24 protein-coding genes are annotated in these 25,921 nt (G+C 73.3%); 11 read left to right on the top strand and 13 right to left on the bottom strand.

What is annotated here, in order from left to right; all coding sequences use genetic code 11:
• Positions 1–210 precede the first annotated feature (210 nt).
• Positions 211–822, bottom strand: a complete 612-nt coding sequence (locus tag ACWGSR_RS05780; RefSeq protein ID WP_003948568.1) for a response regulator transcription factor — start codon at positions 820–822, stop codon at positions 211–213.
• A 434-nt stretch (positions 823–1,256) separates the two neighbouring features.
• Between ACWGSR_RS05780 and ACWGSR_RS05775 the strand changes: the two genes are divergently transcribed.
• Positions 1,257–1,589, top strand: coding sequence for a WhiB family transcriptional regulator (locus tag ACWGSR_RS05775; protein WP_366371089.1), 333 nt, complete (start codon positions 1,257–1,259; stop codon positions 1,587–1,589).
• Between the two features lie 160 nt (positions 1,590–1,749).
• Here the strand turns inward: ACWGSR_RS05775 and ACWGSR_RS05770 are convergent, their stop codons facing one another.
• Entirely contained in the window at positions 1,750–2,643 is an 894-nt protein-coding gene (locus ACWGSR_RS05770; protein WP_376232348.1) for a LysR family transcriptional regulator, read from the bottom strand.
• An 80-nt stretch (positions 2,644–2,723) separates the two neighbouring features.
• Between ACWGSR_RS05770 and ACWGSR_RS05765 the strand changes: the two genes are divergently transcribed.
• Both ACWGSR_RS05765 and ACWGSR_RS05760 read left to right on the top strand, forming a co-directional pair.
• Positions 2,724–3,446, top strand: coding sequence for an MOSC domain-containing protein (locus tag ACWGSR_RS05765; RefSeq protein WP_453563779.1), 723 nt, complete (start codon positions 2,724–2,726; stop codon positions 3,444–3,446).
• 40 nt (positions 3,447–3,486) lie between these two features.
• A complete protein-coding gene (locus ACWGSR_RS05760) occupies positions 3,487–4,260 on the top strand; it encodes an SDR family NAD(P)-dependent oxidoreductase (RefSeq protein ID WP_376232351.1) in 774 nt (257 codons plus the stop codon).
• An 18-nt stretch (positions 4,261–4,278) separates the two neighbouring features.
• Here the strand turns inward: ACWGSR_RS05760 and ACWGSR_RS05755 are convergent, their stop codons facing one another.
• Positions 4,279–6,288 (bottom strand): DUF2264 domain-containing protein, encoded by a 2,010-nt coding sequence (locus ACWGSR_RS05755; RefSeq protein WP_453563776.1) that lies wholly within the window; start codon positions 6,286–6,288, stop codon positions 4,279–4,281.
• Between the two features lie 184 nt (positions 6,289–6,472).
• On the opposite strand from ACWGSR_RS05755, the gene ACWGSR_RS05750 reads away from it, so the two are divergent.
• The 5 genes from ACWGSR_RS05750 to ACWGSR_RS05730 all read left to right on the top strand — a co-directional run bounded on the left by ACWGSR_RS05750 (position 6,473) and on the right by ACWGSR_RS05730 (position 11,841).
• Positions 6,473–7,603 carry a substrate-binding domain-containing protein gene (locus tag ACWGSR_RS05750; protein ID WP_453563774.1) on the top strand — a complete coding sequence of 377 codons (1,131 nt, stop codon included), beginning with the start codon at positions 6,473–6,475 and terminating at the stop codon, positions 7,601–7,603.
• 124 nt (positions 7,604–7,727) lie between these two features.
• Positions 7,728–9,044 (top strand): ABC transporter substrate-binding protein, encoded by a 1,317-nt coding sequence (locus ACWGSR_RS05745; RefSeq protein WP_453563772.1) that lies wholly within the window; start codon positions 7,728–7,730, stop codon positions 9,042–9,044.
• Between the two features lie 5 nt (positions 9,045–9,049).
• Positions 9,050–9,949, top strand: coding sequence for a carbohydrate ABC transporter permease (locus ACWGSR_RS05740; RefSeq protein WP_453563770.1), 900 nt, complete (start codon positions 9,050–9,052; stop codon positions 9,947–9,949).
• The gene (locus ACWGSR_RS05735) at positions 9,946–10,803 is read left to right on the top strand and encodes a carbohydrate ABC transporter permease (protein WP_453563767.1); all 858 of its coding nucleotides are present in this window, start codon (positions 9,946–9,948) and stop codon (positions 10,801–10,803) included. The genes ACWGSR_RS05740 and ACWGSR_RS05735 overlap by 4 nt, the downstream gene beginning before the upstream one ends.
• Before the next feature lie 18 nt (positions 10,804–10,821).
• Positions 10,822–11,841, top strand: a complete 1,020-nt coding sequence (locus tag ACWGSR_RS05730; RefSeq protein ID WP_453563765.1) for a hydroxyacid dehydrogenase — start codon at positions 10,822–10,824, stop codon at positions 11,839–11,841.
• A gap of 15 nt (positions 11,842–11,856) precedes the next feature.
• On the opposite strand, the gene ACWGSR_RS05725 is transcribed toward ACWGSR_RS05730, so the two are convergent.
• Positions 11,857–15,345, bottom strand: coding sequence for a hypothetical protein (locus tag ACWGSR_RS05725; protein WP_453563763.1), 3,489 nt, complete (start codon positions 15,343–15,345; stop codon positions 11,857–11,859).
• 75 nt (positions 15,346–15,420) lie between these two features.
• Here ACWGSR_RS05725 and ACWGSR_RS05720 point away from each other — a divergent pair, with 75 nt between their 5' ends.
• On the top strand, positions 15,421–16,119 hold the full coding sequence (locus ACWGSR_RS05720; RefSeq protein ID WP_376232365.1) for an ester cyclase: 699 nt from the start codon (positions 15,421–15,423) through the stop codon (positions 16,117–16,119).
• A gap of 103 nt (positions 16,120–16,222) precedes the next feature.
• On the opposite strand, the gene groL is transcribed toward ACWGSR_RS05720, so the two are convergent.
• The 3 genes from groL to ACWGSR_RS05705 form a co-directional block, all read right to left on the bottom strand.
• Positions 16,223–17,851, bottom strand: coding sequence for a chaperonin GroEL (gene groL, locus ACWGSR_RS05715; protein WP_376232366.1), 1,629 nt, complete (start codon positions 17,849–17,851; stop codon positions 16,223–16,225).
• Positions 17,852–17,957: 106 nt separating this feature from the next.
• On the bottom strand, positions 17,958–18,266 hold the full coding sequence (groES, locus tag ACWGSR_RS05710) for a co-chaperone GroES (protein WP_015035628.1): 309 nt from the start codon (positions 18,264–18,266) through the stop codon (positions 17,958–17,960).
• Positions 18,267–18,818: 552 nt separating this feature from the next.
• A complete protein-coding gene (locus ACWGSR_RS05705) occupies positions 18,819–19,745 on the bottom strand; it encodes a polysaccharide deacetylase family protein (RefSeq protein WP_453563761.1) in 927 nt (308 codons plus the stop codon).
• 193 nt (positions 19,746–19,938) lie between these two features.
• On the opposite strand from ACWGSR_RS05705, the gene ACWGSR_RS05700 reads away from it, so the two are divergent.
• Positions 19,939–21,135, top strand: a complete 1,197-nt coding sequence (locus ACWGSR_RS05700) for a THUMP-like domain-containing protein (RefSeq protein WP_376232370.1) — start codon at positions 19,939–19,941, stop codon at positions 21,133–21,135.
• On the opposite strand, the gene ACWGSR_RS05695 is transcribed toward ACWGSR_RS05700, so the two are convergent.
• The 6 genes from ACWGSR_RS05695 to tsaB all read right to left on the bottom strand — a co-directional run bounded on the left by ACWGSR_RS05695 (position 21,068) and on the right by tsaB (position 25,220).
• The gene (locus ACWGSR_RS05695; RefSeq protein WP_376232371.1) at positions 21,068–21,739 is read right to left on the bottom strand and encodes a hypothetical protein; all 672 of its coding nucleotides are present in this window, start codon (positions 21,737–21,739) and stop codon (positions 21,068–21,070) included. The two genes, ACWGSR_RS05700 and ACWGSR_RS05695, sit on opposite strands and share 68 nt — an antisense overlap.
• 40 nt (positions 21,740–21,779) lie before the next feature.
• Positions 21,780–22,625: a polysaccharide deacetylase family protein gene (locus tag ACWGSR_RS05690; protein WP_376232373.1), complete on the bottom strand. Its 846-nt coding sequence runs from the start codon at positions 22,623–22,625 to the stop codon at positions 21,780–21,782.
• A 78-nt stretch (positions 22,626–22,703) separates the two neighbouring features.
• Positions 22,704–22,949 (bottom strand): hypothetical protein, encoded by a 246-nt coding sequence (locus ACWGSR_RS05685; protein ID WP_376232418.1) that lies wholly within the window; start codon positions 22,947–22,949, stop codon positions 22,704–22,706.
• An 11-nt stretch (positions 22,950–22,960) separates the two neighbouring features.
• Positions 22,961–24,076, bottom strand: a complete 1,116-nt coding sequence (gene tsaD, locus ACWGSR_RS05680; protein WP_376232375.1) for a tRNA (adenosine(37)-N6)-threonylcarbamoyltransferase complex transferase subunit TsaD — start codon at positions 24,074–24,076, stop codon at positions 22,961–22,963.
• A complete protein-coding gene (rimI, locus tag ACWGSR_RS05675; protein WP_376232419.1) occupies positions 24,076–24,537 on the bottom strand; it encodes a ribosomal protein S18-alanine N-acetyltransferase in 462 nt (153 codons plus the stop codon). Before rimI ends, tsaD begins: the two co-directional genes overlap by 1 nt.
• A gap of 23 nt (positions 24,538–24,560) precedes the next feature.
• Complete coding sequence (tsaB, locus tag ACWGSR_RS05670) at positions 24,561–25,220, bottom strand: tRNA (adenosine(37)-N6)-threonylcarbamoyltransferase complex dimerization subunit type 1 TsaB (protein WP_376232376.1); 660 nt, start codon at positions 25,218–25,220, stop codon at positions 24,561–24,563.
• A 120-nt stretch (positions 25,221–25,340) separates the two neighbouring features.
• Between tsaB and ACWGSR_RS05665 the strand changes: the two genes are divergently transcribed.
• The gene (locus ACWGSR_RS05665) at positions 25,341–25,883 is read left to right on the top strand and encodes a hypothetical protein (RefSeq protein ID WP_376232420.1); all 543 of its coding nucleotides are present in this window, start codon (positions 25,341–25,343) and stop codon (positions 25,881–25,883) included.
• The last annotated feature ends 38 nt before the right edge of the window (positions 25,884–25,921 follow it).

The following is a 25,921-nucleotide window of genomic DNA, read 5'->3' as shown; positions in this document are numbered from 1 at the left end:
GCACCGTGTCCGTAGTTGTGCACCGAAGCGTTATGAGCAGGTGCGCCGGAACTCATCTCCCGCGCCCTCCCCTCCCGCTCGATCGACTCGTCCCCGAGGAACTCCACATCTCAAGGATGCGTCATCCGGCGGGGAAGTGACACAAGCCCACCCCGTCCACCCCGCGAAGGACGCGGACGGGGACGGGGATGCGGCAGGTGACCTGCGACTTCAGCGGACCAGGCCCCAGCGGAAGCCGAGCGCGACGGCGTGGGCGCGGTCCGAGGCGCCCAGCTTCTTGAAGAGGCGCCGGGCGTGGGTCTTGACCGTGTCCTCGGAGAGGAAGAGCTCGCGCCCGATCTCCGCGTTGGACCGGCCGTGGCTCATGCCTTCGAGGACCTGGATCTCGCGCGCGGTGAGGGTGGGCGCGGCGCCCATCTCGGCCGAGCGGAGGCGGCGCGGGGCGAGCCGCCAGGTCGGGTCGGCGAGCGCCTGGGTGACCGTGGCCCGCAGCTCGGCGCGCGAGGCGTCCTTGTGCAGATAGCCACGGGCACCCGCGGCGACCGCGAGTGCGACGCCGTCGAGGTCCTCGGCGACCGTGAGCATGATGATGCGGGCGCCGGGGTCCGCCGAGAGCAGCCGGCGGACGGTTTCCACGCCGCCCAGGCCGGGCATGCGCACGTCCATCAGAATCAGGTCCGAGCGGTCCGCGCCCCAGCGGCGGAGGACTTCCTCGCCGTTGGCCGCGGTGGTCACGCGCTCGACGCCGGGCACGGTCGCGACCGCGCGGCGGAGCGCCTCTCGGGCAAGCGGGGAGTCGTCGCAGACGAGGACGGATGTCATGCCTGACCTCCGCGGCTCTCGCAGCTGTTGCGCGTCACCTTGAGCCTCCAGGGCTGTACGTATCGTCACCTGTGCGGTTGACGCTCTCGGACACCTGCCCGATCGCTTATTCCTCCAACCGCCTCCGCACTCTCAACGACGGTCACTCGAAAGAGTTACGGGTCGGACGGCAGGCTTCGGCACTCTACGTGAGGGACCGTGCGCGGAGAAGAGCGACGCGGCCCTTCCGTCCGGAGATCAAAAGGTATGCCCCATTTAGCGGGATTTCTTCCCTTTTCGAGGTGTCTGTGCCTAGATTCGCAATGAGTCATATTTACATCTACTTAGACAGTAGGTGTAACGACCCGAGCTGTCGGGGACCGGAAGGAGCCCCGGCCGTCAGCCATCAACCCGCCCACCTATCCGTTCGACACGGTTTCAAGGGGACAAGCGCAATGGCAGATTTCTCCCGCCTTCCCGGACCCAACGCCGATCTGTGGGACTGGCAACTGCTCGCGGCCTGCCGCGGGGTCGACAGCTCTCTGTTCTTCCACCCCGAGGGAGAGCGCGGCGCGGCACGGAGTGCGCGTGAGAACTCGGCGAAAGAGGTCTGCATGCGGTGCCCGGTGCGCGCGGAGTGCGCGGCACACGCACTCGCCGTGCGGGAGCCCTACGGCGTCTGGGGCGGCCTCACCGAGGACGAACGCGAAGAGCTCATGGGACGCGCCCGCAACCGTCTGATCACGACGGCGCCCACGGCCTCGACGGCCGCGCCGGCGTCCATGTGAAGGAACGTTTCTCCGGGTAGCTTCCCGCAGCCCCGAACGGCTTCGGGGCCCTGAGGCCCCGGGCGGCTCCGGGGTCCGACGAGAACCGAGATCCGAGAGCCAGGAACCGAGAACAGCGACCCCCACCGCGCCCACGCGCGCGAGGGCACCGGACGGGTGCCTACGCGCGCGTGGCGGCGCGTGCCAGCTCGTCCAGCGTGGCGGCGACCGCCGGGACCTGCGCCAGGTCCGGCAGGGTCAGGGCCACGATCTCCCGCTCCACGGCGGGCTCCACGGCCACGGTCCGCGCCCCCTTGGGCCGTACGGACTCGATGGCGAGGGCCGGCAGGACGGCCACGCCCAGCCCCGCCCCCACCAGGCCCACCACGGCCGGGTAGTCGTCGGTCGCGAAGTCGATGCGGGGCGTGAAGCCCGCCTCCTCGCAGACGTCCACGAGCTGGCGGCGGCAGCGCGGGCAGCCCGCGATCCAGGACTCGTCCGCCAGCTCCGCGATGCCGACCGAACCGGCCCCGGCGAGCCGGTGCCCCTCCGGGACCAGGCCCACGAGCCGGTCGGCGAGCAGCGGCCGGACGACCAGGTCGTCCCACTCGGCCCGCCCCGCCCCGTACCGGAAGGCGAGGGCGATGTCGCAGTCGCCCTCGCGGAGCATCTCGATCGAGCGCGGCGGTTCGGCCTCGACCAGGGAGACCCGGGTGCCGGGGTGCGCGGCCCGCAGGGCGGCCAGGGCGGTGGGGACGAGGGTGGAGCTGCCGCTCGGGAAGGAGACCAGGCGGACCCGGCCGGCGCGGAGCCCGGCGATCGCGGCGACCTCCTCCTCGGCGGCGGTGAGCCCGGCGAGGATGCCGGAGGCGTGGCGCACCAGGACCTCGCCCGCCTGGGTGAGGCGCATCTCGCGGCCCGTGCGGATCAGCAGCGGCGTGCCGGCGGAGGCTTCGAGCGCCTTCATCTGCTGGCTGACGGCGGGCTGGGTGCAGCCGAGTTCGCGCGCGGCGGCCGAGAAGGAGCCGGTGGCGGCGACGGCGCGCAGGACGCGGAGGTGGCGGGCCTCGATCATGGATCCAGCATAAGCGATTCTTGGGAAAGGGTTCGAATACCGCTTAACGGCTTTGAGAGAGACGCCCGTAAAGTGCCCACATGACCTTGCTGAGTGTGAATGTGGGCCGCGCCAGGGCCGTGGACTACACCGACGCCCCCGCCGGCCGTACGGCCATCGACAAGCGCCCCGTCGAGGGGGCCGTGCGGATCGAGGCGCCGGGGCCGCTCGGCGTCGGGCGGAGCGGGCTCGCCGGGGACGACGTCTGCGACCTGCGCTTCCACGGCGGCGCCGACCGGGCCGCGTACGCCTTCGCCCGCGAGGACATGGACCTGTGGGAGCGGGAGCTGGGCCGCGAGCTCGCCAACGGCTCCTTCGGCGAGAACCTCACCACCCGGGGCCTGGACGTCAACAACGCCCTGATCGGTGAGCGGTGGCGGATCGGCGACGAGGTGGTCCTGGAGGTGACCGGCGGCCGCATCCCGTGCCGTACGTTCGCGGGCTTCCTCGGCGAGAAGGGCTGGGTCAAGCGGTTCACGCGCTCGGAGGCGGGGCCGGGCGCGCTGCTGCGGGTGATCGTGCCGGGCGAGGTACGCGCGGGCGATCCGATCACCGTCGTGCACCGGCCCGACCACGACGTCACCGTGGCGCTGCTGCACCGGGCCGCGACCGTCGAGCGGTCCCTGCTGCCCGGCACGCTGGCCGCCGCCGCGTGGATGGAGTCGGGCCTGCTCGACCTGGCCCGCCAGTACACGGAGAAGTACGCGCGGAAGTCCGCGGAGGAGTCCGCAGACAGGCACGCGGAGGAGTGCGCCGGGGCATAGCGCCGGTCCCCCGGCCCGGCCGGGGCACTAACGTGCCCGTATGACGACTGCACTGATTACGGGGGCCACCGCGGGCATCGGGGCCGCCTTCGCCCGGAGGCTCGCGGCCGACGGCCACGACGTCGTGCTCGTGGCCCGGGACGTGAAGCGGCTCCGGGAGCAGGCGACCGAGCTGCACGACCGGCACGGGGTGGAGGCCGAGGTGCTCGCGGCGGACCTCTCCGAGGAGAAGGGGATCGCCGCCGTCGAGGCGCGGCTCTCGGACCCGAGGCGGCCGGTGGACCTGCTCGTGAACAACGCCGGCTTCGGCAACAAGGGCCGCTTCCTCGAAGTCTCCATGGCCGACGAGCTGAAGATGCTCACGGTGCACTGCGAGGCCGTGCTGCGGCTGACCTCGGCCGCCGCCGCCTCGATGAAGGAGCGGCGCCGGGGCGGGGTGGTGAACGTGGCCTCGGTGGCGGCCTTCGTTCCCCGGGGCACGTACGGCGCGTCGAAGGCGTGGGTCGTGCAGTTCACCCAGGGCGCGGCGCGGGACCTGGCGGGCACCGGGGTGCGGCTGATGGCGCTCTGCCCCGGCTTCGTGCGGACCGAGTTCCACGAGCGGGCCGGGATGGGCACGGACAACATCCCGGGCTGGATGTGGCTCGACGCGGACAAGCTGGTGGCGTCGGCCCTGTCCGACCTGGACCGGGGGAAGACGCTGTCGATCCCGGACCCCCGCTACAAGGCCCTGATGGGCGTGGTGAAGCTGGCGCCGCGCGGTCTGCTCGGCGGGGTCTCCTCCAGGGCGGGACGGAAGTACGGCCCGAAGTAGACGGTTCCCGGTCCCCGGTCACAGCAGGGCGTCGAGGTCCAGGCGCGCGGTGGTGCCGTCCCGCCAGGTCACGTGGAGGACGTGGCCGTCGACCCGTACGCGCGCGAGGTCGGCGCCGGGGGCCGGGTCGGACTCCGCGGTGAGCGAGGCGAGGGACGCGAAGAGGGCGGCCGGGCCGCGCGTGGTGCCGTACAGGGCGAGGACGCGGCCGCCCGGCCCCTGAAGGGTCTCCCCCACGGGGAGCGCGGCGGCCGGGTCCTCCGGCGGGTGTCCGTGGACCGGGTCGAGCCGGGCGCGCGGCCCGTCGGGCGTGGTGGCCCAGCCGGTCTGCCGTACGGGCGTCCCCTCCGGGGCGCCGAGGACGAGGTGGGCGCGGAGTTCGGCGGCGCCGTGGGCGAGGGTCGCGGAGAGGATCCGGACGCCGGGGCGCGGGACGTGCAGGGAGGCGGCCCAGCCGGGACCGGTTCCGGCGGGGACGGCGGGCCCCCGGGTGGTGGCCCGGCCCCCGGCGTCGAGCAGCGCGAAGTGGTTGTCGGCCGGGGCGGACCCGGTGGTGGGTCCCGTACGGGTCGAGTAGGCCTGGCGGGCGTAGCCGGGGTCGTCCTCGCCGCCCTCGCGGCTGTGCACGTGGTTGCTGCCGTGGTTGTGGAGGCGTACGAGCCCGTCGGCGGCGGTGGTCTGGACGAGCAGCCCGGCGGGGGCGAAGGCGCGGACGGTGTCGGCGCGTTCGGCGGGCAGGGGTTCCTCGGGGTCGGTCCAGACCGGGTGCCCGGCGGGCAGGAGGAGGCCGAGGAAGCCCTTGGACGCCCAGTAGGGGGAGCCCGGACCCGAGTACTCCTGGACGAGCGGCGGGTACGGGCCGTGCCAGCCGAGGGTGAGGAGCCCGCGTCCGTCGGTGGCGCCCCGGTCGAGGAAGTACCGCAGGGTCCCGGAGGCGAGGCGGCGGGTGGCGCCGGGGGCGAGCGGGGTGTGGCCGGTGAGGGCGCCGAGCCAGGGGGCGGCGGCCGCGGCGAAGCGGTAGATCAGGGAGCGCCCGTACGGGACGGGGGCGCCGTTCGCGTCGAAGAGGTGGACGTGGTCGTCCAGGTGGGCGCGGAGCCGGGGCCCGTACCGGTCGAGGAGGGCGCGGTCGCCGGACAGGTGGGCGTGGAGCACGGGGTAGAAGTGCAGGGCCCAGGCGTTGTAGTGGTCGAAGGCGCGGTTGTCGCCGTCGCTGTACCAGCCGTCGCCGAGGTACCAGTCCTCGACGCGGGCGAGGGAGCGGTCGATCGTGGCGGCGGCGCGGTCGGTCTCGATCCCGGCGTCCCGGAGGAATCCGGCGACGGTGAGGCCGAAGAGCCACCAGTTGTTGTCGACCGGGGACGGGCCGAGGGCGGGCAGCAGCCAGTCCACGACCCGTGCGCGGACGCGGTCGTCGAGCCGGTCCCAGAGCCAGGGGCGGGTGAGGCGCAGACCGAGGGCGACGGAGGCGGACTCGACGACCGCCTGGCGGGTGCCGGCCATGAGGGGCCAGGACTCGGCGTCCTCCCGGCCCGGCTCCTCCGTCCCGGCGGCGAGTCCCCGGGCGTACCGGTCGAGGTGGCCGTGGGGGTCCTCGCCGTGCGCGCCCGCGACGCGGAGGGCGGCGAGGAGGAAGGTGCGGGCCCAGCCCTCCAGACCGTCGGAGCGGGTGCCCGACCAGCTCGGACGGGGCCCGGGGAGGTCGATCAGTCCGTGCCGGGGCGAGGCGAAGGGGCGCACGTCGAAGAGGAGCCGGTCGGCAGCGGCCTCCCAGTGGGCCCGGGTCCAGCCGGTGTAGGGGCTGAGCGCGCGGTTCTCGGGCGGCGTGGGCGGGGCGGGTGCACGGCGCCCGGACGGCGTGGGCGCGCCGGGTTCGCGGGCTCCGGACGGTGTGGGGAGGGATTCACAGCCTCCGGACGGCACGAACAAGGCGGGTTCACGGCCCCCGGGCGGCACGCGCAAGGCGGGTTCACGGCCCCCGGGCGGCACGCGCACGCCGGGTTCGCGGTTCTCGGGCGGCGTGGGCATGCTGCTCCCTGGGCGGTTCCGGCGGCGCCCTGGGGCCCCGGTGGTGACGTCTGCGTCGCCGGGAATCCTGGACAGGACACGATCGAACGTCAAGACTTCACGAGCGAATGATCGAAACTCCCTCCGTTCGATCATTCTGAACTAGACTCGGGGGACCACCACCACCGCGAGGGGGAACCGCGCCGTGCGCGAGAGTGCTGCCGAACGACACGACCGACTGCTGGCCCTGGTGCGCGAGCGCGGCACCGCCCGCGTCGCCGAGCTCGCCGAGCGGCTCGGGGTCTCCCCCGTCACCGCCCGCCGGGACGTCGAGCTCCTGGCCGGCCGGGGCCTGCTCGACCGGGTGCACGGCCAGGTGTCCTGGCCGGAGCGGCAGGGCACGCCGGGGGCCGGCCGGCCCGGCGAGGGCCTGGTCCTCGGACTGCTCGTGCCCTCCGCCACGTACTACTTCGCCGAGGTCATCCGGGGCGCGCACGAGGCGGCTGCCCGCGCCGGGGCCCGGCTCGTGCTGCGCGTCTCGGACTACCGCCCGGAGGAGGACCGCGCCCGCGTGGAGGGGCTGCTCGCGGCGGGCGCCGAGGGCGTCCTGGTCGCGCCCGGCTGGCGGGGCCCCGAGGACCGGCCCGCGTACGGGGACTGGCCGGCCGAACTGCCCGTGCCGGCCGTGCTCCTGGAGCGGCGCGCCGAGCCCGGCAGTCCGCTCGACGGCCTGGACCGGGTGGCCTCCGACCACGCCCACGGCGTCCTGCTCGCCCTGCGCCACCTGCTCTCCCTGGGCCACGCGACGCCGCTGCTCGTCGCCCGCCGGGACTCCCCGACGGCGCTCGCGGTGCGCGCCGGGTACGCCGAGGCCCTGGGCACGCTGGGCCTGGCGGAGCCGCGGCCGGTCATCGACTCCGTACCGGCGGAGGCGGATCCGGAGGGGTTCGAGCGGGCGGTGCGGGCGCTGCACGAGGCCGTCGGCTCCGGCCTGGCGAGCGCGGCCCTGGTCCACAACGACGTGGACGCCATCGAGATCGCGCGGCGCCTGGCCGAACTGGGCGTCAGGGTGCCGCGGGACCTGGCCCTGATCGCGTACGACGACGAGGTCGCCGCGCTCGCCGACATCCCGCTGACGGCGGTCGCCCCGCCCAAGCGGCAGGTGGGGCGGCACGCGACGGAGCTGCTTGTGGAGCGACTCACGGAGGGGGCCGGGGAGGGTTCCGGGGAAGGCCCCGGAGAGGCGGAGACGGCGGCGCGGCGCCATCTGAGCCTGCTGCCGTGGCTCCGGGTGCGGTCCTCGTGCGGGGCCCCGGCGCCGGCCTTCCGCCCGTAAGGGAGCGCGCTGATCGATCTGTTCTTTTTTCGATCAATCAATCTTTCGCTCTTGACTTCGGTCATGAACGGTCACAGGATCACGGCCACAACCTCCCAGCCGTCCCGCCCCCAGGAGCCATGCCGTGACCCCCTTCCGGAGCAGAACGACCCGCGTCATAGCCGGCACCGCCACCGCCCTCGCCGTCCTCACGGCCTGCGGCGGCGGCGGTGACGACACCGCGAACAAGCCGAACGGGCCCGTGACCATCACCTTCTGGGGCTGGGCCAAGGGCACCAAGGACGTCGTGGACGCCTTCAACGCCTCCCACACCGACGTCAAGGTGACGTTCGAGGAGATCCCCTCCGGCACCGCCGGCGGCTACGCCAAGATCTCCAACGCCGTGAAGGCCGGCAACGCCCCCGACCTCGTCTCCATCGAGTACTCCTCGCTCCCCGAGTTCGTGAGCTCCGGCGCCCTCCAGGACATCGGCGGCGAGTTCACCGAGGCCGACCGGGCGAAGCTGCTCCCGCAGAGCGTCGAGCTCACCACCCTCGGCGGCAGGAGCTGGGCCGTCCCCTTCGACGCCTCCCCGCAGGCCTTCTTCTACCGCAAGGACCTCTTCGAGAAGTACAAGGTCCAGGTACCCGCCACCTGGGACGACTTCAAGAAGGCCGCCGAGCAGGTGAAGAAGGCCGACGCCAAGGCCCGCATCGCCACCTTCTTCCCGGACGACCCGACCACCTTCGAGGCCATGGCCTGGCAGGCCGGCGCCCAGTGGTTCAAGGCCGAGGACGACACCTGGAAGGTGAACACCACCGACCCGGCCACCACCAAGGTCACCGCCTACTGGCAGGGGCTCCTCGACGCCGGACTCGTCCACAAGAACGCCTCGTTCTCCCCCGAGTGGGTCGGCTCCCTCAAGAACGGCACCACCCTCGGCTACCTCGGCGCCTCCTGGGGCGCGGGCGTCCTCAAGGGCACCCTGCCCGAGCAGAGCGGCAAGTGGGCCGTCGCCCCGGTCCCCAGCTGGGACGGCAAGCCCGCCGCCGGCATGCTCGGCGGCACCTCCTTCGCCGTGACCAAGGACAGCAAGAAGAAGGCCGCGGCCGTCGCCTTCGCCGAGTGGATGTCCACCACCGAGGAGGGCGTGAAGGCCCGCATCGCCTCCGGCACCTCCTCCGCCTTCCCCGCCGCCGCGGCCCTGCGCCCGGTCGCCAAGAAGGCCTTCGACGCCGGCTACTACGGCGGCCAGGACATCTACGCCCTCTTCGAGACCGCCGGCGCCTCCATCAACCCCAACTGGGCCTGGGGCCCGACCACCGGCACCACCAACACCGCCATCAAGGACCGGTTCGGCGCGGTCGCCCCGGGCGGCCCGACCCTCGCCGACGCCGTGAGGGCCGGCCACGACGCCACCGTCGCCGAACTCACCAAGCGCGGCCTGAAGGTCGAGGGCTGATCCGCGTGAAGGCCCGCACCCGCGCCGCCGCGATCCTGCTGACCCCCTTCTTCCTGCTGTTCACCGCGGTGATGGTGGTGCCGATCGGCTACGCGGTCTGGCTCAGCCTCTTCACCGAGAAGCAGTCCGGACTGGGCTTCGGCGGCGCCGAGACCGTCTTCACCGGCCTCGACAACTACACGGCGGCGCTGGGTGACCGGGCCTTCCGCGAGGGCTTCGGCGTCCTGCTCGGCTACTGCCTGCTCTACATCCCGCTGCTGCTCGCCGGGGCCCTCGGCCTCGCCCTGCTGCTCGACTCGGCGCTCGCCCGCGCCCGCCGCTTCTTCCAGCTCGCGCTGTTCCTGCCGCACGCCGTGCCCGGCATCATCGCCGCCCTGATCTGGGTCTACCTCTACACGCCCCAGCTCAGCCCGGTCGTGAAGGCCATGGAGGCGGGAGGGCTCGGCTTCGACTTCTTCTCCCCCGAGGGCGCCCTGCCCTCCGTCGTGAACATCGCCCTGTGGGAGTGGCTCGGCTACAACATGGTGATCTTCTACGCGGCCCTCCAGGCCATCGACCGCTCCGTCCTCGAAGCGGCCACCGTCGACGGGGCGGGGGCCTGGCGCATCGCCTTCTCCGTCAAGGTCCCGCTCGTCAGGGCCTCGCTCGCGATGGTCGGCCTCTTCACCGTCATCGGCTCCCTCCAGCTCTTCACCGAACCGCTCATCCTCAGCAAGGGCACCGGCTCCGCCGTCACCTCCACCTGGACGCCCAACATGTACGCCTACACCGCGGCCTTCGACCGCAACGACTACGGGCTCGCCGCGGCGGCCTCCGTGCTCCTCGCCCTGACGGCCGCGCTGCTCTCCTTTGCGGTGACGCGCCTGACCGGCCGCCGCAAGGCGGGGAAGGAGCGCACCGCATGACCGGCCGACCCCGCTCCGGCTCCGTCTGGCTCTCCCAGGCCGCCGTCAACGGCGCCCTCGTCCTCGCCACCGTCTACATGCTCTTCCCGCTCGTCTGGCTGCTGACCGCCGCCACCAAGGACGCCGGCGGCCTGCTCGCCGGAAACGCCTTCTCCTTCGAGGGCTTCGACCTCGGCGGCAACCTCTCCCGGCTCGCCGAGTACAACGACGGCATCTACTTCCACTGGTACCTGAACAGCCTCCTCTACGCCGGAGTCGGCGCCCTCGCCTGCTCCTTCGTCAGCGTCGCCGCCGGATACGCCTTCCACGTCCACGACTTCCGGGGCAAGGAGAAGCTCTTCGGCCTCGTCCTGCTCGGCGTGCTCGTCCCCACCACCGCGCTCGCCCTGCCGATGTACCTCCTGGCCAGCGAGATCGGGATCGTCAACACCTACTGGGCCGTCCTGCTCCCCGTCCTCGTCAACCCCTTCGGCGTCTACCTCTCCCGGGTCTTCTGCGCCGGCTACGTCCCCGACGAGGCCCTGGAGGCCGCCCGCATCGACGGGGCGGGCGAGCTGCGCGTCTTCTGGTCGATCGGTCTGCGCATGGTCATGCCCGGCTTCGTGACCGTCTTCCTCTTCCAGTTCACCGCCGTCTGGAACAACTTCTTCCTCCCTCTGGTGATGCTGTCCGACCAGAAGCTGTACCCGCTGAGCCTCGGCCTGTACGCGTGGAACAGCAACGCCCACGCCGAACCCGACTACTACCCCCTCGTCGTCACCGGCTCCCTGCTCGCCGTCGTCCCCCTCGTCATCGCCTTCGTCTCCCTCCAGCGCCACTGGAAGGCCGGTCTGACGGCCGGCAGCGTCAAGTGAGGAAGGCCCGCTCCCACGATGCACCCCACCACTGACAACCGCCCCGCCCTGCTCCTCGCGATGGGCCCGGGCGTCGACGACCGCCTGTTCACCGGGGCGCACCGCGCCCGCCTCGCGGCCCTGACCCGCACCGATCCGCACCTGGTCGCCCATGACCTGACGGCCCCGGACGCGCGGACGGCCGCCGCCCTCGCGGAGGCCGAACTCCTCCTGACCTGCTGGGGCGCGACCCCGCTCACCGCCGAGGTCCTGGACCGGGCGCCCCGGCTGCGGGCCGTCGTCCACGCGGCCGGCTCGGTCAAGCACCACGTCACCGACGCCTGCTGGGAACGGGGCCTGCGGGTCACGTCGGCCGCCGCCGCCAACGCGCTGCCGGTCGCCGAGTACACGCTCGCCGCGATCCTCTTCGCCGGGAAGCGGGTCCTGCGCTCGGCCCAGCGGTACGCCGAACTGCGCACCGACCACGCCTGGCTGGAGGAGTCCACCGGCTGGGGCAACCACCGCCGCACGGTCGGCATCGTCGGCGCCTCCCGCATCGGCCGGAGGGTGATCGACCTCCTGCACCCCTTCGACTTCGAGATCCTCCTGTACGACCCGTACGTCGAGACCCCGCCCCCGGGCACGGAACTGGTCTCCCTGGACGAACTCTGCGCCCGCAGCACGGTCGTCTCGGTCCACGCGCCGCAACTCCCGTCCACGTACCGCATGATCGGCGCGGCGCAGCTCGCGGCGATGCCGGACGGAACGACCCTGATCAACACGTCCCGGGGCTCCCTGGTGGACGAGTCCGCTCTCCTCCCCCACCTCCTGACGGGCCGCCTCCACGCGATCCTCGACGTCACGGACCCGGAGCTCCCGCCCCCGGGCTCCCCCCTGTACACCCTCCCGAACGTCCTCCTCACCCCGCACGTGGCGGGCTCGCTCGGCAACGAGCTGCACCGGATGGCGGAGCAGGCGGTGGGGGAGGTGGAGCGTTACGTGCGGGGGGAGGGGTTCGTGGAGGAGGTGCGGGCGTCGGACCTGACGCGGTCGGCTTAACCGCCGGGCCTCCGCTCAGACCTCCAGCGCTCTGCGCAGGCGGTCGGCCTCGGCGAGGACCAGGTCCACGGCGTCCGGCGCGGTCGCGAGCACCGCCGGCAGGGCGTCGTACCAGGGGCCGAGAGACAGGGCGAGCCCGGTGAGGCGACGGGCCTCGGCGGGGTCCGGGTGCTCGACGGCGAGAACCGTGTACCCCTCGGCGCACCCCGGCCCCAGATGGTGCAGCCCGGCCAGCACGGTCTCGGCCTGCTCGAACCGTCCCGCCCGGGCGAGGTCCACGGCGAGGAGGCTCAGCGCCCGGTCGGTGGTGCCACGGGGCAGGGACAGGGCCAGCTCCACGGCGGAGTCGTACGCGCCGAACAGGACCCACGCCCGGAGCAGATGCTCGGGCTGGAGCCGCCCGTAATGGTGCGTCCAAGCCCAGGTGGCCTTCCGCAGGAGGGCGTGCGCCTCGTCCCGCCGTCCGAGGGCGAGCTGGGCGCGGACCACGCTCGGCAGCATGACGGCGGTGGTCGCGACCCGGGGCCAGGCCGCTTCCACGGCCTCGTCCAGCCACCGGTCCGCCTCCGCCCGGCGCCCCAGCCGCCCCAGGGCCTCGGCCACCTCCGCGCGCACCCCGGCGACGTCGACGTCGAGGTCGAGCCGCAGTGCGTACGCGGCGGCCGTGTCGACCGCGCCCGCGTCGAGGTGCGCCCGCGCCGCGGCCATGACGTCCTCCTGGTAGTGACCCCGCTCCCGGAGCACCCGCTCCACGACGTCGCGCTCACCTGCGGCGACCAGGCCCCCGACGACTTCGGCGACCAGGAAGAGCTGGTCGAACTCGTCCACGACCAAGGCGTGTTCGAGGGCCCGGACCGGCTCCCCGACCGCGAGCAGGGCCCGGGTCACGCTGCGGTGGTAGCGGTCCTCGTGCGGGTCCACGGCGTCGAGCAGAAGCCTCGCCCGCTCCCGCAGTTCCGTCGGTGCCAACGCCCTGGCGATCCGTGCGAGCCGCCGCACCGTGTCGCTCCGGGAGGGCCTGCGACTCCGCTCCTCGGCCCGTCCGAGCAGTTCCCGCGCCTCCGCGGTGTGCCCCGCGTCGTGCAGGGCCTCCGCCGCTCTGCCGATCAGTGGAGCGCTGAGCCGCAGCTCGTGCTCGGGGCCGCTCATCCGCGCCACCACCGCCCGGGCCTGCTCGACCCGGCCGGCCGCGACCATCCGCGCGACGAGTTCGCCGATCAGCTCGAAACCGCGGGCGCTGCCCGTCAGCCTGCCCGCGATCGCCTCGACGGCATCCGTCTCGTCCCGGGCGAGACGGCCCGTCGCGATGGTCTCCCAGAGGTCGTGGACGTACCCGGGCGCCTCCCGGTCCGCCTCCTCCGCGCCGTCGAGGTCCCCGGCGTCGGCCAGGACACGCGCGAAGTCGTTCATCACCTGCTCCCGGCCCCCGGGCAGTTCGTCGACGACGTCCCAGGCCCGCTCCCACTCCCCCTGACGGGCCAGGGCCACGGCATAGCCGCTCGCGTCGCGGCTCAGGACCGGATCGTGGTGCGGCCGGCGGGCGCGGTCGAACTCGCCGACGGCCACCAGGGCTTCCCTCAGCTCGCGCCCCAGGCTCACCGCCCCCTCCTGACGGATCTCCTCCCATTCGCGGAGCCCTTCCGCCAGGGTCGCGGCGCCCCTCTCCGGGTGTCCCGCCCGGTCCAGGTCGGCCGAGGCGCGGATCAGTACGAAGGCCCGAACGGCCCGGTTCGACTCCGGCTCCCTCACCGCTCGCTCCGCCTCCTCGACCCGGCCCGCACGGACCAGGTCCCCGACCGTCTCCGCCCTGGCGAGCGCCCGCGGGTACTCGTGCGACTCCTCGGCCGCGGCCCGGAGCGCCCTCTCGTACGCACCGCCCTTCCCGTACTCCGCCACCAGCCCCCGCAGGAGCGGGGCACGCTCGTTCTCGTCCGTGATCCGCCGGATCTGCCGCTCGGCCCGCTCCGGAGCGTCCAGCGCGAGCAGCAGCCGCGCGGTCCGTGCGGTCGCGTCGTCCCGTGCGAAGAGGTCTCCGGAGTCCTGGGCCCGGGCCTCCGCCTCGGCGGCGATCTCCTCGGCGGCGGCCCGGTCGCCCCGCGCCAGGAGGCGCTCGGCGACCGTACACAGCGCCCTGACCACACGCGGGGCGCCGACCCCCCGTGCGAGGGCGAGCCCGCGGTCCGGCTCTCCGACGGCGGCCCATCCCGCCGCCACCTCGGGCGGGACGAGTCCGCCGCGCAGTTCGAGGCCGTCCCGCCGGATCGCGAGCCGCAGCAGCGTGGCCACCAGGTCCGGGCGGTCGCCCCGGGCCGCCACCAGCGTCTCCGCCGCCCGGACCTCGGTCAGCGCGGCGCCGTCCCCGCCGGTCGCGACGAGCAGCCGGTCGTGCCGTACGACGTCCAGTGCGCAGGCGATCGCCCTGTCCACGTCCCCGGTGGCCCGGAGCATCGGCACGTACCCGTGCAGCAGGTACTCCGGCGTCCCGTCCGGCCAGCCCCGCTCGCTCCAGGACTCCGCCCAGTCGTGCAACCCCGCGCGCCACCGGCCGAGTTCACGCGCGCCCAGCATCTCCCGCGCCCCGGTGACCAACTCCTCGTGCGCCAGCAGATACGCCTCCCCCCGCAGCCCGAACGTCCTCCCCGGCCCCGTCCGCAGGACGTCCCTCACCCGGTACGGGATCTCGCCCGTCAGTTCCGCCAGGTCGTCCGCCGTCAGGCCGCCGCCCGCCGCCGTGAGCAGTCCGAGGAGTTCGTACGGGAGGCCGCCGCCCTCCACGAAGTGCTTCAGTTCCCGTTCCGCCTCCGACCGGATCGCCCGGGCCTTCGGGGAGGACTCCAGGAGGCGGACGATCGACGGGTCCCTGAGCGGGTGGTTCCCGGGGACGTCCGGCGGGAGGGGCGGGTTGAGGCGGCCGGAGACGACGACCGGGAGGTCGAGCGCGCCGTACGGCAGGAGCGCCGCGATCGAGTGGGCGTCCGGGCCCGTCGTCACGCCCCGGTCCTCGTCCAGGCCGTCCACGAGGAGCACCAGGCGCTCGCCGCGCGCCGCGCAGGCCTCGGCGGCGGAGGCGTACAGGCGCAGCAGATGGGCCTCGCGGGTCGCGGCGGTCAGCAGGGCCGGGAGGCCCTCGCCCGCCAGTTCCGCGAGCTGCTCCAGGACCACGTCCACGTACGCGACCACGTCGTTCTGCGCGCCGAGCCGGGCCGTGACGAAGAAGGGGACGATCCGCACGCCCGGGGGCGGGGCGAGCGCGAACGAGGCCATCAGCGCCGTCTTGCCCGCCCACGCGTCCGCCCGCCACCACCGGTACCCGGTCCCCGTGCGGCAGAACTCCGCCAGTTCCGCCAGCTCCTCCTCCCGGCCGACGAGTTCCGGCGGGGCGATCCGGCGGACCTGCTCCCGGTACGCCGAGCGGACCGCCGCGCCCGTGCCGAGCACAACATCGTTGCCGTCGCCTATGACGACGACGCCCGCCTCGTTGTCGACGTCGATCCCCCGCTCCATGGCCCCCATGCTGCCAGGGCGCCCGGCGCTTACCGAACCTAGACTGGAAACGTCCCTGCCGCCCCGGGAGGCGTCATGACCTTCATGCAGATCATCGACTGCAGGACGAGCCGCTTCGACGAGATGAACCGGCTCATGGACCGGTGGGCCGAGCAGACCAAGGGGAAGCGGACGGCCACCCACAGCATCCTCGGGAAGGACCGGTCCGACGGGGCCCACTTCATGGAGATCGTCGAGTTCCCCTCGTACGACGTGGCGATGCGGAACTCCCACCTCCCCGAGACCGACCGGCTCTTCCACGAGATGGTCGCGCTCTGCGACGGGATGCCGACCTTCACGGACCTGGACGTCGTGCGGGACGAGCAGATGTACAAGGCCGCCGCACGCCGGTTCCTGGAGCTGATCGGCACGCCGGGGGAGCTTCCGCCGCTGGACGAGGTGATCGCCGAGGGGTGCCACAGCCACGACCCCTCCGACGTGCAGGACTCCCTCGGCATGGACGCGATCCGCCGCGGGATCGGGATGTGGCGGCAGGGGTTCGACTTCACCTTCGCCGTCGAGGACCAGATCGCCGAGGGCGACCGCGTCTGCACCCGCTGGACCTGCGACGCCACCCACACCGGCGACTTCATGGGCCTCCAGCCCACCGGCATCGACGTCCGGATGACCGGGACGCTGATCCAGCGGTTCCGGGAGGACGGCAAGGTCGTCGAGGACTGGTGGCAGTACGACATGCTCGGGCTGATGGAGCGGCTCGGAGCGGTGGAGGAGTAAGGGGTAGGGGGAACGCCGAGGAGCGGTCGAGGAGCGAGGAGAAACGCCGAGGCCCGGTGCCCCCGCGACGGGGGCACCGGGCCTCGGTGCTCAGCTACCGGCCTCAGTGCGAGTGGCCGTGACCGTGGCCGTGGCCGTGGTCCGCCGGCTCCTCTTCCTTCTTCTCCACCACGAGGGTCTCGGTGGTGAGGAGGAGGGAGGCGATCGAGGCGGCGTTCTCCAGGGCGGAGCGCGTCACCTTCACCGGGTCGATGACGCCGGCCTTGACCAGGTCGCCGTACTCGCCGGTCGCGGCGTTGAAGCCCTGGCCCTTGTCGAGCTCCGCCACCTTCGAGGTGATGACGTAGCCCTCGAGACCGGCGTTCTCGGCGATCCAGCGCAGCGGCTCGACGGCGGCGCGGCGGACGACCGCGACACCCGTGGCCTCGTCGCCGGTCTTGTCGAGGTTGCCCTCCAGGACCTTGACGGCGTGGACGAGCGCGGAGCCACCACCGGAGACGATGCCCTCCTCGACCGCGGCGCGGGTCGCGGAGATGGCGTCCTCCAGACGGTGCTTCTTCTCCTTCAGCTCCACCTCGGTGGCGGCGCCGACCTTGATCACGCACACGCCGCCGGCCAGCTTCGCGAGGCGCTCCTGGAGCTTCTCGCGGTCCCAGTCGGAGTCCGTGGACTCGATCTCGGCCTTGATCTGGTTGACGCGGCCCTGCACCTCGGACGAGTCGCCGCCACCGTCGACGATGGTGGTGTCGTCCTTGGTGATGGTGACGCGGCGGGCGGTGCCGAGCACGTCCAGGCCGGCCTGGTCGAGCTTGAGGCCGACCTCCTCGGCGATGACGGTCGCACCGGTGAGGGTGGCGATGTCGCCGAGCATGGCCTTGCGGCGGTCGCCGAAGCCGGGGGCCTTGACGGCCACGGCGTTGAAGGTGCCGCGGATCTTGTTCACGACCAGGGTCGACAGGGCCTCGCCCTCGACGTCCTCGGCGATGATCAGGAGCGGCTTGCCGGCGCCGGCCTGGATGACCTTCTCCAGGATGGGCAGCAGGTCCTGGATCGAGGAGATCTTGCCCTGGTTGATCAGGATGTACGGGTCGTCGAGGACGGCCTCCATGCGCTCCTGGTCGGTCACCATGTACGGGGACAGGTAGCCCTTGTCGAAGGCCATGCCCTCGGTGAAGTCGAGCTCCAGGCCGAAGGTGTTGGACTCCTCGACGGTGATGACGCCGTCCTTGCCGACCTTGTCCATCGCCTCGGCGATGAGCTCGCCGACCTGCTGGTCCTGCGCGGAGAGCGCGGCGACGGCAGCGATGTCGGACTTGTCCTCGATCGGGCGCGCGGTGGCGAGGAGCTCCTCGGACACGGCCTTGACGGCGGCGTCGATGCCCTTCTTCAGGGCGGCCGGGGAGGCGCCGGCGGCGACGTTGCGCAGACCCTCGCGGACCAGGGCCTGGGCGAGCACGGTGGCGGTGGTGGTGCCGTCACCCGCGATGTCGTTGGTCTTGGTCGCCACCTCCTTCACCAGCTGGGCGCCGAGGTTCTCGTACGGGTCCTCGATCTCGACCTCGCGGGCGATCGTGACACCGTCGTTGGTGATGGTGGGGGCGCCGAACTTCTTGTCGATGACGACGTTGCGGCCCTTGGGGCCGATCGTCACCTTCACCGTGTCGGCAAGCTTGTTGACGCCGCGCTCAAGGGCGCGACGGGCGTCCTCGTCGAACTTCAGGATCTTCGCCATGGGAGCGGTTCAGCCCTCTCGGAATTCTGGTGGAACGAACGGCGCCCCGGGGCGCCCAGGAATGGGGCCTCGGGGCGCAGCTCAAAGCCTTCTGGCCTGGGGTGACTTACTTCTCGACGATCGCGAGCACGTCGCGGGCCGAGAGGACGAGGTACTCCTCGCCGTTGTACTTCACCTCGGTGCCGCCGTACTTGCTGTAGAGCACGACGTCGCCGGTCTTGACGTCGAGCGGCAGGCGCTCGCCGTTCTCGAAGCGGCCCGGGCCCACGGCCAGGACGACGCCCTCCTGGGGCTTCTCCTTGGCGGTGTCCGGGATGACCAGGCCAGAGGCGGTGGTCTGCTCGGCGTCGAGCGGCTGGACCACGATGCGGTCCTCGAGCGGCTTGATGGCAACCTTGGAGCTGGTGGTCGTCACGATCCGACCTCCCCCTTCGGAGATCACGGGGTTGACTGTCTGAGGTGGCGAACCAGGTGGATCCGTCGTCGCGGGTGCCGGACCTGCCCGTCGCTGTGTTGGCACTCTCCGGTGGGGAGTGCCAGAGCCGAGACTATGACCGCGATTAGCACTCGGTCAAGCGGAGTGCCAATTCATCGCTCCGTGGCGTGACCGGGGGCGCGGTTGTACGGGGTTCCGGGGCCTTCCGGCAGCGTCTCCCTTCCCGGTCCGCGGTCCGTACGCCCGCCCGTTCGACCGGCCTTCCCTCCACCGTGGCCCGTCCGACCCGCTCCCGTTCGGCCGGCCCTCCCTCCACCGTGCCCCGTCCGACCCGCTCCCGCTCCCCCGTCGCCCTTTCCGCCGGTGGCGCCGACGCCCGGGACCCCACCCCCTCCGCAGCCCTCCGGCCGAGCCGTTCGATCGAGTCGACCGGGTCGGCCGAGGAGGCGCAGCCGGCGAGGGCCGGGAGGACGAGCAGCGTTCCGGCCAGGGCCAGGGCGGCGGCCCGCCGCCGCCCGCGCCTCCCGGGTCTCACACGTAGTCCTCGAGCTTCGCGACCGCGTAGCCCTTGGCCGTGATCACGTTCATCACATGGCGGACCATGTCGGCCATGCTGCCCTTCCAGTCCTCCTCGCCCCGGAAGTGGGTGAGGACGATGTCGCCGGGGTGCAGGTCCCGATCCCACTCGCGCCACTCCATGCGGTCGGGGAAGGCCTCGGCGGCCCACAGCGGGACGGCCTTGACGCCGCAGGACTTGGCCGCGCGCAGGGTGTCGTCGTTGTAGTTGCCGTACGGCGGGCGGAAGAGTTCGGGCCGCTTGCCGTACTTCTTCTCGATGACGTCCTGCATGCCGCAGATCTCGCGCTCCTGCCGGCTGTACGAGAGTCCGGGCAGGTAGCGGTGGTTCAGGGTGTGGTTGTGGAGGGCGACCCCGCCCTTCTGCGACTTCTGCATCCGGGAGAAGTAGGCGTAGTCGTCGCTGACGACGTAGTCGCTGAGGAAGGCGCTGTACGGGATCTTCAGCTCGTCCATCATCCGCAGCAGCTCGGGGTCCTTCTCCGAGCCGTCGTCGATCGTCAGGAAGACGACCTTCTCCTTGGTCGGCACGGTGGTGAAGACGGGCGGCATGCCCTCGCTCTTCGTCTCGAAGCCCTTGCGGGTGGTGATCCTCGGCTTCACGGCGGGCGGGGCCGGCGCTTCGAGCGGGGGCTTGGCGAGGCCCCACTTCTTGGCGGCGAGCGCGCGGGCGGCCTTCCGGACGCGCAGCTCCTCGGCCTTCCGGACCTGCGGTTCGGGCGCGGCGGCGCCCTGCTTCGGGGCCTGCTGGCCGGAGGCGGGGGAAGGCGGTGCGGCGCGGTCCGGGCCGGCGCCGGAGCAGGCCGCGGCGGCGGAGGCGAGGGCGGCGACGACGAGCGCCGCCCCGGACGCCCGACGGGAGCGGTGCACGCCTTTTCTCATCTTCTGTTCCTTTTGTCGTACAAGCTGCATGGCGCCGCATCCTGTCAGCGCGGCGGCTCCTTCCGGCCGCGACACCGCCGTACCCGGCCCACCGTCCCCCGGCCGGCCCACAGCTCCCCGGAGGTCGGGACAGGGCCCAGAACCGGGGGGCCGGGACAGGGGCCAGGACCGGGGGACCGGGACAGGGGCCAGAATGGGACGGGTGACCGACCTCGCCTCCTTCGCCGCCCTGCTCGCCCCCGAGGGGCAGACGCTCCTCGCCGCCCTGCGCGACTACGACCCCGCCCGGGAGCTGGCGGTCGCCTCCCGGCTGCGCCGCGACCATCCCGCCGAGCTGGTCACGGCGGCGCTCGGCCAGGCGCGGCTGCGGCAGCGGGCGGTGGCGAAGTTCGGCGCGGAGGACGCGTACCGGATGTACTTCACGCCGAACGGCGTCGAGCAGTCGACCCGGGCCTCGGTCGGCGCGTACCGGGCCGGCCGGATGAAGGCGCTGGGCGTCGGCAGCGTGGCGGACCTGTGCTCCGGGATCGGCGGCGACGCGATCGCCCTGGCCCGCGCCGGGATCTCCGTCCTCGCCGTCGACCGCGACCCGCTGACCGCCGAGGCGGTCCGCGCCAACGCCGAGGCGCTCGGCCTGTCCGGCCTGATCGAGGTGCGGTGCGCGGACGTGACGGAGATCGACACGAGCCCGTACGACGCGGTGTTCGTGGACCCGGCGCGGCGTGGCGGCCGGGGCAGGATCTTCGACCCGGAGGCGTACTCGCCGCCGCTGTCCTGGGCGGCCGAGGCGGCCCGGAAGGCCCCGCACGCGGCCCTGAAGGTGGCGCCGGGCATTCCGCACGAGGCCGTTCCGGCGGAGGCCGAGGCCGAGTGGATCTCGGACGGCGGGGACGTGAAGGAGGCCGTGCTGTGGTTCGGTACGGAGCCGGGCGCGCGCCGGGCCACGCTGCTGCCCTCCGGCGCGACCCTCGCCGGGCGCGGACTGCCCGACCCGGCGGTCCGGCCGGTCGGACGCTATCTGTACGAGCCGGACGGCGCGGTGATCCGCGCGCACCTGGTGGCGGAGGCGGCCGAGGAGCTGGACGGCGGTCTGATCGACGAGACGATCGCGTACGTGACCTCGGACGTCCTGGCCCCCACCCCGTACGCCGCCGCGTACGAGATCACCGACGAACTCCCCTTCAACCTGAAGAGGTTGAAGGCGCTGCTGCGGGAGCGGGAGGTCGGCACCCTGACCGTGAAGAAGCGGGGCTCGGCGGTCGAACCGGAGGAGATCCGGCGCAAGGTGAAGCCGAAGGGCCCGAACGCGGCGACGGTGCTGCTCACTCGGGTCGCGGGTGCTCCGACGATGCTGATCGGCCGTCCCGCCCGGCCGGCCGGGGAGCGGTGAGCCGCACCGCGAACCGGTAGTGGCCGACGGCCTTCAGCAGGCCGGTGAGGCCCGTGGTCCAGAGGATCAGGGCGACGCCCATGCCGTAGGCGACGAGGCCGTAGCCGCCGTTGTCCCGGGTGGTGCCCGCCGGGACGGCGAAGCCCGCCCAGAGCCCGGCCGCGCACATCACGAAGGACAGCACCAGCCAGCAGGCGCTCAGGGCGGGGGCGCGCAGCCGGGCGTCGGTCGGGCCGTGCCGGTCGAGGGCCGCCCACTGGACGAGGCGTTCCCGGAGGATCCGGTCGCGCCGCAGCCCGCGCACGGTCAGCCACACCCCGGGGGCCAGCACCCCGATGCCGAGCCCCGCCGCGAAGAGCACGATGAACACGCTGATCACGTCGAGGGGATCGCCGAGCGAGACGAGCAGCACCCCGATCAGCCCCCATCCCAGCTGGAGCAGCCCGAACGCCACCAGGAACATCGCGAGCCGCCCGGGGCCGAGCAGCCGCCGCCCCAACTCGCCCAGCGCCCGCGCCCGGTCGGCGATCCGCGCGTCCCGGTCGGGCCAGCTCCGGATCTCGGCGGGCGGAGGCGGCGGGGGCAGCGGGGCGCGCATGGACATGCCCAACACTCTAGGGGTGCCGCCCGAGGGGCCCTCGCCCTCAGACGTAGTCCTCCAGCCGGGCCACCGTGAAGCCCTGCTCCTGGATGCGGCGGAGCATCGTGGCCGTCATCTCGGTCATCGTGCGGCCCTTGAGCTCGGACGGGCCGCGGAAGTGGGCGAGGACGATGTCGCCGGGGTGGAGCTTCCGGTCGCCGCGCTGGTACTGCATGTTCTGGATCTGCATGGACTCGCGCCACAGCACGATCGCGTCCACCCCGCAGGTCCCGGCCGCCGTGCGCGTGGCCTCGTTCCAGTTGCCGTACGGCGGGCGGAAGAGGCGCGGGGCCGTGCCGTACCGCTGCTTCAGCTTCTCCTGCTGGCCGCAGATCTCCCGGCGCTGGGCCTCCGGGGAGAGGGTGCGCAGGTTGGGGTGGGTGAGGGTGTGGTTGGCGACGCCGTGGCCCTGGGCGACGAGCGGGGAGAAGTAGGCGTAGTCGGTGCGGATGGCGGAGTCGGTCAGGAACATGGTGAAGGGGACCTTGAGCTCCTTCATCATCGTGACGAACTCGGGGTCCTTCTCCGCCCCGTCGTCGATCGTGAGGAAGACGATCTTCTCGTCGGTGGGGACGTCGCTGATCACCGGCACCGGCTCACCGGCCCTGCGGACCACCGGCTTCACCGCCGGCGGCGCGGGCGGGGCCGCGAAGGGCTTCAGGCCCCACTTGCGGTACGCGGCGGCCTCCGCCGGAGCGCCCGGGGCCCCGGTCCCGGCGGTGGGCCGGGGCGCGGACGACGTCGGCGGGGCCGGGGTGGGCGCGGGGGCGGCGGGGCGCTCCGCCGTGCAGCCGGTCACCAGGAGGGCCGCGGCGGTCAGCGCCGCCCGGAGCGCGATCGTCTTCTTCACGCGCCGGGAGATGCCCGTACGCCCCGAAAGGTTGCCCGACGGCCGCACGTGTGACCGATCGGACATCCGTCCGTACGGCTACTCGACCGCCTCGAACCGCCAGCGGTGGACCGGCCGGGTGATCAGCTCCGCGTCCGGCTCGGGCAGCTCCGGCAGCTCCGCGTCGAACGCCTCCGCCTCCCACCAGGTGAGGACGAGGACCCGGTCCTGGGGCGCGCGGAAGACCTCCCGGCGCTCCGGCTCGTACGCGAGGACCCGGGACCGTTCCCGGGCCCACTCCAGGAGCTCGGGGCCCCGGCCCCGCGCGGCCCGCGCCTCCCACATGAGGGTGAGCCTCACGAGTACAGGTTCTCCTTGCTGACCTCGTGCACGTGATCGTGGTCGTGGGAGTGGCCGTGCGCGTGGGCGCCCGGCACGTGCGGGTCCGTCACCGGCAGCGAGGAGTCCGCCGACAGCTCCAGGTCGGAGGCGGCCCGGCCCCGGGAGACCATCTCGGAGCCGAGGGCCGCGACCATCGCGCCGTTGTCCGTGCACAGGCCCGGCCGGGGCACCCGCAGCCGGATCCCGGCGCGCTCGCAGCGCTCCTGGGCGAGGGCGCGCAGCCGCGAGTTCGCGGCCACGCCGCCGCCGATCATCAGGTGGTCGACGCCCTCGTCCTTGCAGGCCCGGACGGCCTTGCGGGTGAGCACGTCCACGACCGCCTCCTGGAAGGACGCGGCCACGTCCCGCACCGGCACCTCCTCGCCGGCCGCCCTCTTCGCCTCGATCCAGCGGGCCACGGCGGTCTTGAGCCCGGAGAAGGAGAAGTCGTACGCCGGGTCCTTGGCGCCGCTCAGGCCGCGCGGGAAGGCGATGGCCTTCGGGTCGCCCTCCCTGGCGAGCCGGTCGATGACCGGTCCGCCGGGGAAGCCGAGGTCGAGCACGCGGGCGATCTTGTCGAAGGCCTCGCCGGCCGCGTCGTCGATGGTGGCGCCCATCGGCCGCACGTCGGAGGTGATGTCGGTGGAGAGCAGCAGCGAGGAGTGCCCGCCGGAGACCAGGAGGGCCATCGTCGGCTCGGGCAGCCTGCCGTGCTCCAGCTGGTCGACGCAGATGTGCGAGGCCAGGTGGTTGACGCCGTAGAGCGGCTTGCCGAGGGCGTAGGCGTACGCCTTGGCCGCCGAGACGCCGACGAGCAGCGCGCCCGCGAGGCCGGGTCCGGCGGTGACGGCGATGCCGTCGAGGTCCTTCGCGGAGACCCCGGCGGTCTTCAGGGCGCGCTCGATCGTCGGGACCATCGCCTCCAGGTGCGCGCGGGAGGCGATCTCGGGCACGACGCCGCCGAAGCGGGCGTGGGTGTCGACGCTGGAGGCGATCGCGTCCGCGAGGAGGGTGGTCCCGTGGACGATGCCGACGCCGGTCTCGTCGCAGGAGGTCTCGATGCCGAGCACCAGGGGTTCGTCAGCAGCCATCAGATATCGGTTCCGGTTCCTTGGACGGTCAGTCGCATCACGAGCGCGTCGACGTTTCCGGGCTGGTAGTAGCCGCGCCGGAAACCGATGGGCTCGAAGCCGAAGCGCTCGTAGAGCTTCTGGGCCCGGGTGTTGTCCACGCGCACTTCGAGCAGGACCTCGTCGCACTCGAAGGCGGTGGCGTGCTGGAGCAGGTCGGTGAGGAGCCGGGCGCCGAGCCCGGTGCCCCACTGGTCGCGGGAGACGGCGATGGTCTGCACGTCGCCGAGGCCGCCGGCGGCGGCGAGCCCGGCGTACCCGACGAGCCGGCCGCCGGGGTCCTCCGCGACGACGTACCGGCGGGTGGCGCCCGGGCCCCGGGAGTGCGCGAGCTCGGACCAGAACATCCCGGCCGACCAGGCGTCCTCGGGGAACAGCTCGTCCTCCAGGGCGAGCACCGGTTCGATGTCCCACCAGCGCATCTCGCGCAGTTCCGCGCCGCCGGTCACTTGGGCGTGACCACCTTGTAGTTCTTCGGCACCTGGGCGTCGGGGCGGCGCAGGTACATCGGCAGCGGGTCGAGGAAGCCCTCGGTGTTCCCCGCCTTCAGCCTCTCCGCCGCGAGGGCGGCGAGCGCGGCGGCCGACTGGTGCTCGGGGTCGCGGGCGTCGGGGAAGGCCTCGGGGTAGAGACGGGCGCCCGCGCCGACGACCGGGAGCCCGGCGAGGGCTTCGGCGATGTCGGCGGGCCGGTCGACGGCCGCGTCGGTCGCGCGGGTGCGGGAGTCGTCGTACCGCGCCCAGTAGACCTCCTTGCGGCGCGCGTCCGTGGCGACGGCGAAGGGCCCGTCGATCCCGGAGGCGTACGCGAGGCCGTCGAGGGTGCACAGGCCGTGCACGGGCACGCCGAGCGCGGACGAGAAGGCGGCGGCGGTGACGAGGCCGACGCGCAGGCCGGTGTACGGGCCGGGGCCGACGCCGACGACGACGCCGGTGACCGCGTCGAGCTTCAGTCCGGCCTCGGCGAGGACCCGGTCGACGGCGGGCAGCAGCAGCTCCCCGTGACGGCGGGCGTCGACCCGGCTCGACGAGGCGACGACGGCCTCGCCGTCGTGGAGGGCGACGGTGACGGCGGGGGTGGCGGTATCCATGGCGAGCAACAGCACGCGAACAGCCTACGGCTCCCGGGCACGCTGCCCCGAACCCCGGGGCGGCGGCTGCTACCGTCACCCTTCGACACATTCGTACGAGAGGTGGGCACGGTGGCACGGAGCAGCTCGGGATTCGTGGCCGGGCTCACGGCCGCGGCGGTCGCCGCGGTCTGTTTCCTCGCCTACCAGGCCTCGGCGAACGTCCCCTCGGACCTCTCGGCCAAGCCGAAGGCCCCGAGCCCGGCGGCCCCCTCGACCTCCCCGAGCGGCGGCCCGAAGCAGCCGGAGCGCGACCCCCTCGCCGTCCCCGCGGCCTCGGGCACCGGGGAGCGGGTCGTGTACGGCCTCGCCGACCGCCGGGTGTGGCTGGTGAGCGGCAGCGGCAAGGCCACCCGCACGTTCACGGTGATGCCGAGCACGGTGTCCCCGCCGCCGGGCGCGTACGCGGTGACCTCGCGGTCGGGCACGGTGCGCGGCTCGGACGGGGTGCGGATCGAGCACGTGGTGCGGTTCGCGACGACCCAGGACGTGGCGGTCGGCTTCAGCGCGGCGGTGGACGGCTCGATGCCGGAGCCGGACCCGGCGAAGAAGACCGGCGGCGTCCGCATGAAGCGGGCCGACGGGGACGCGCTGTGGACGTTCGCGGTGATCGGCACGAAGGTCGTCGTCGTCCCCTGAGCCCCGGCCGCACGGCCCGGGCCCGCCCTTCGGATCCG

It is taken from the genome of Streptomyces sp. NPDC055632 (genome assembly GCF_053618675.1).
This window is presented reverse-complemented; position numbering and strand designations above follow the sequence as displayed.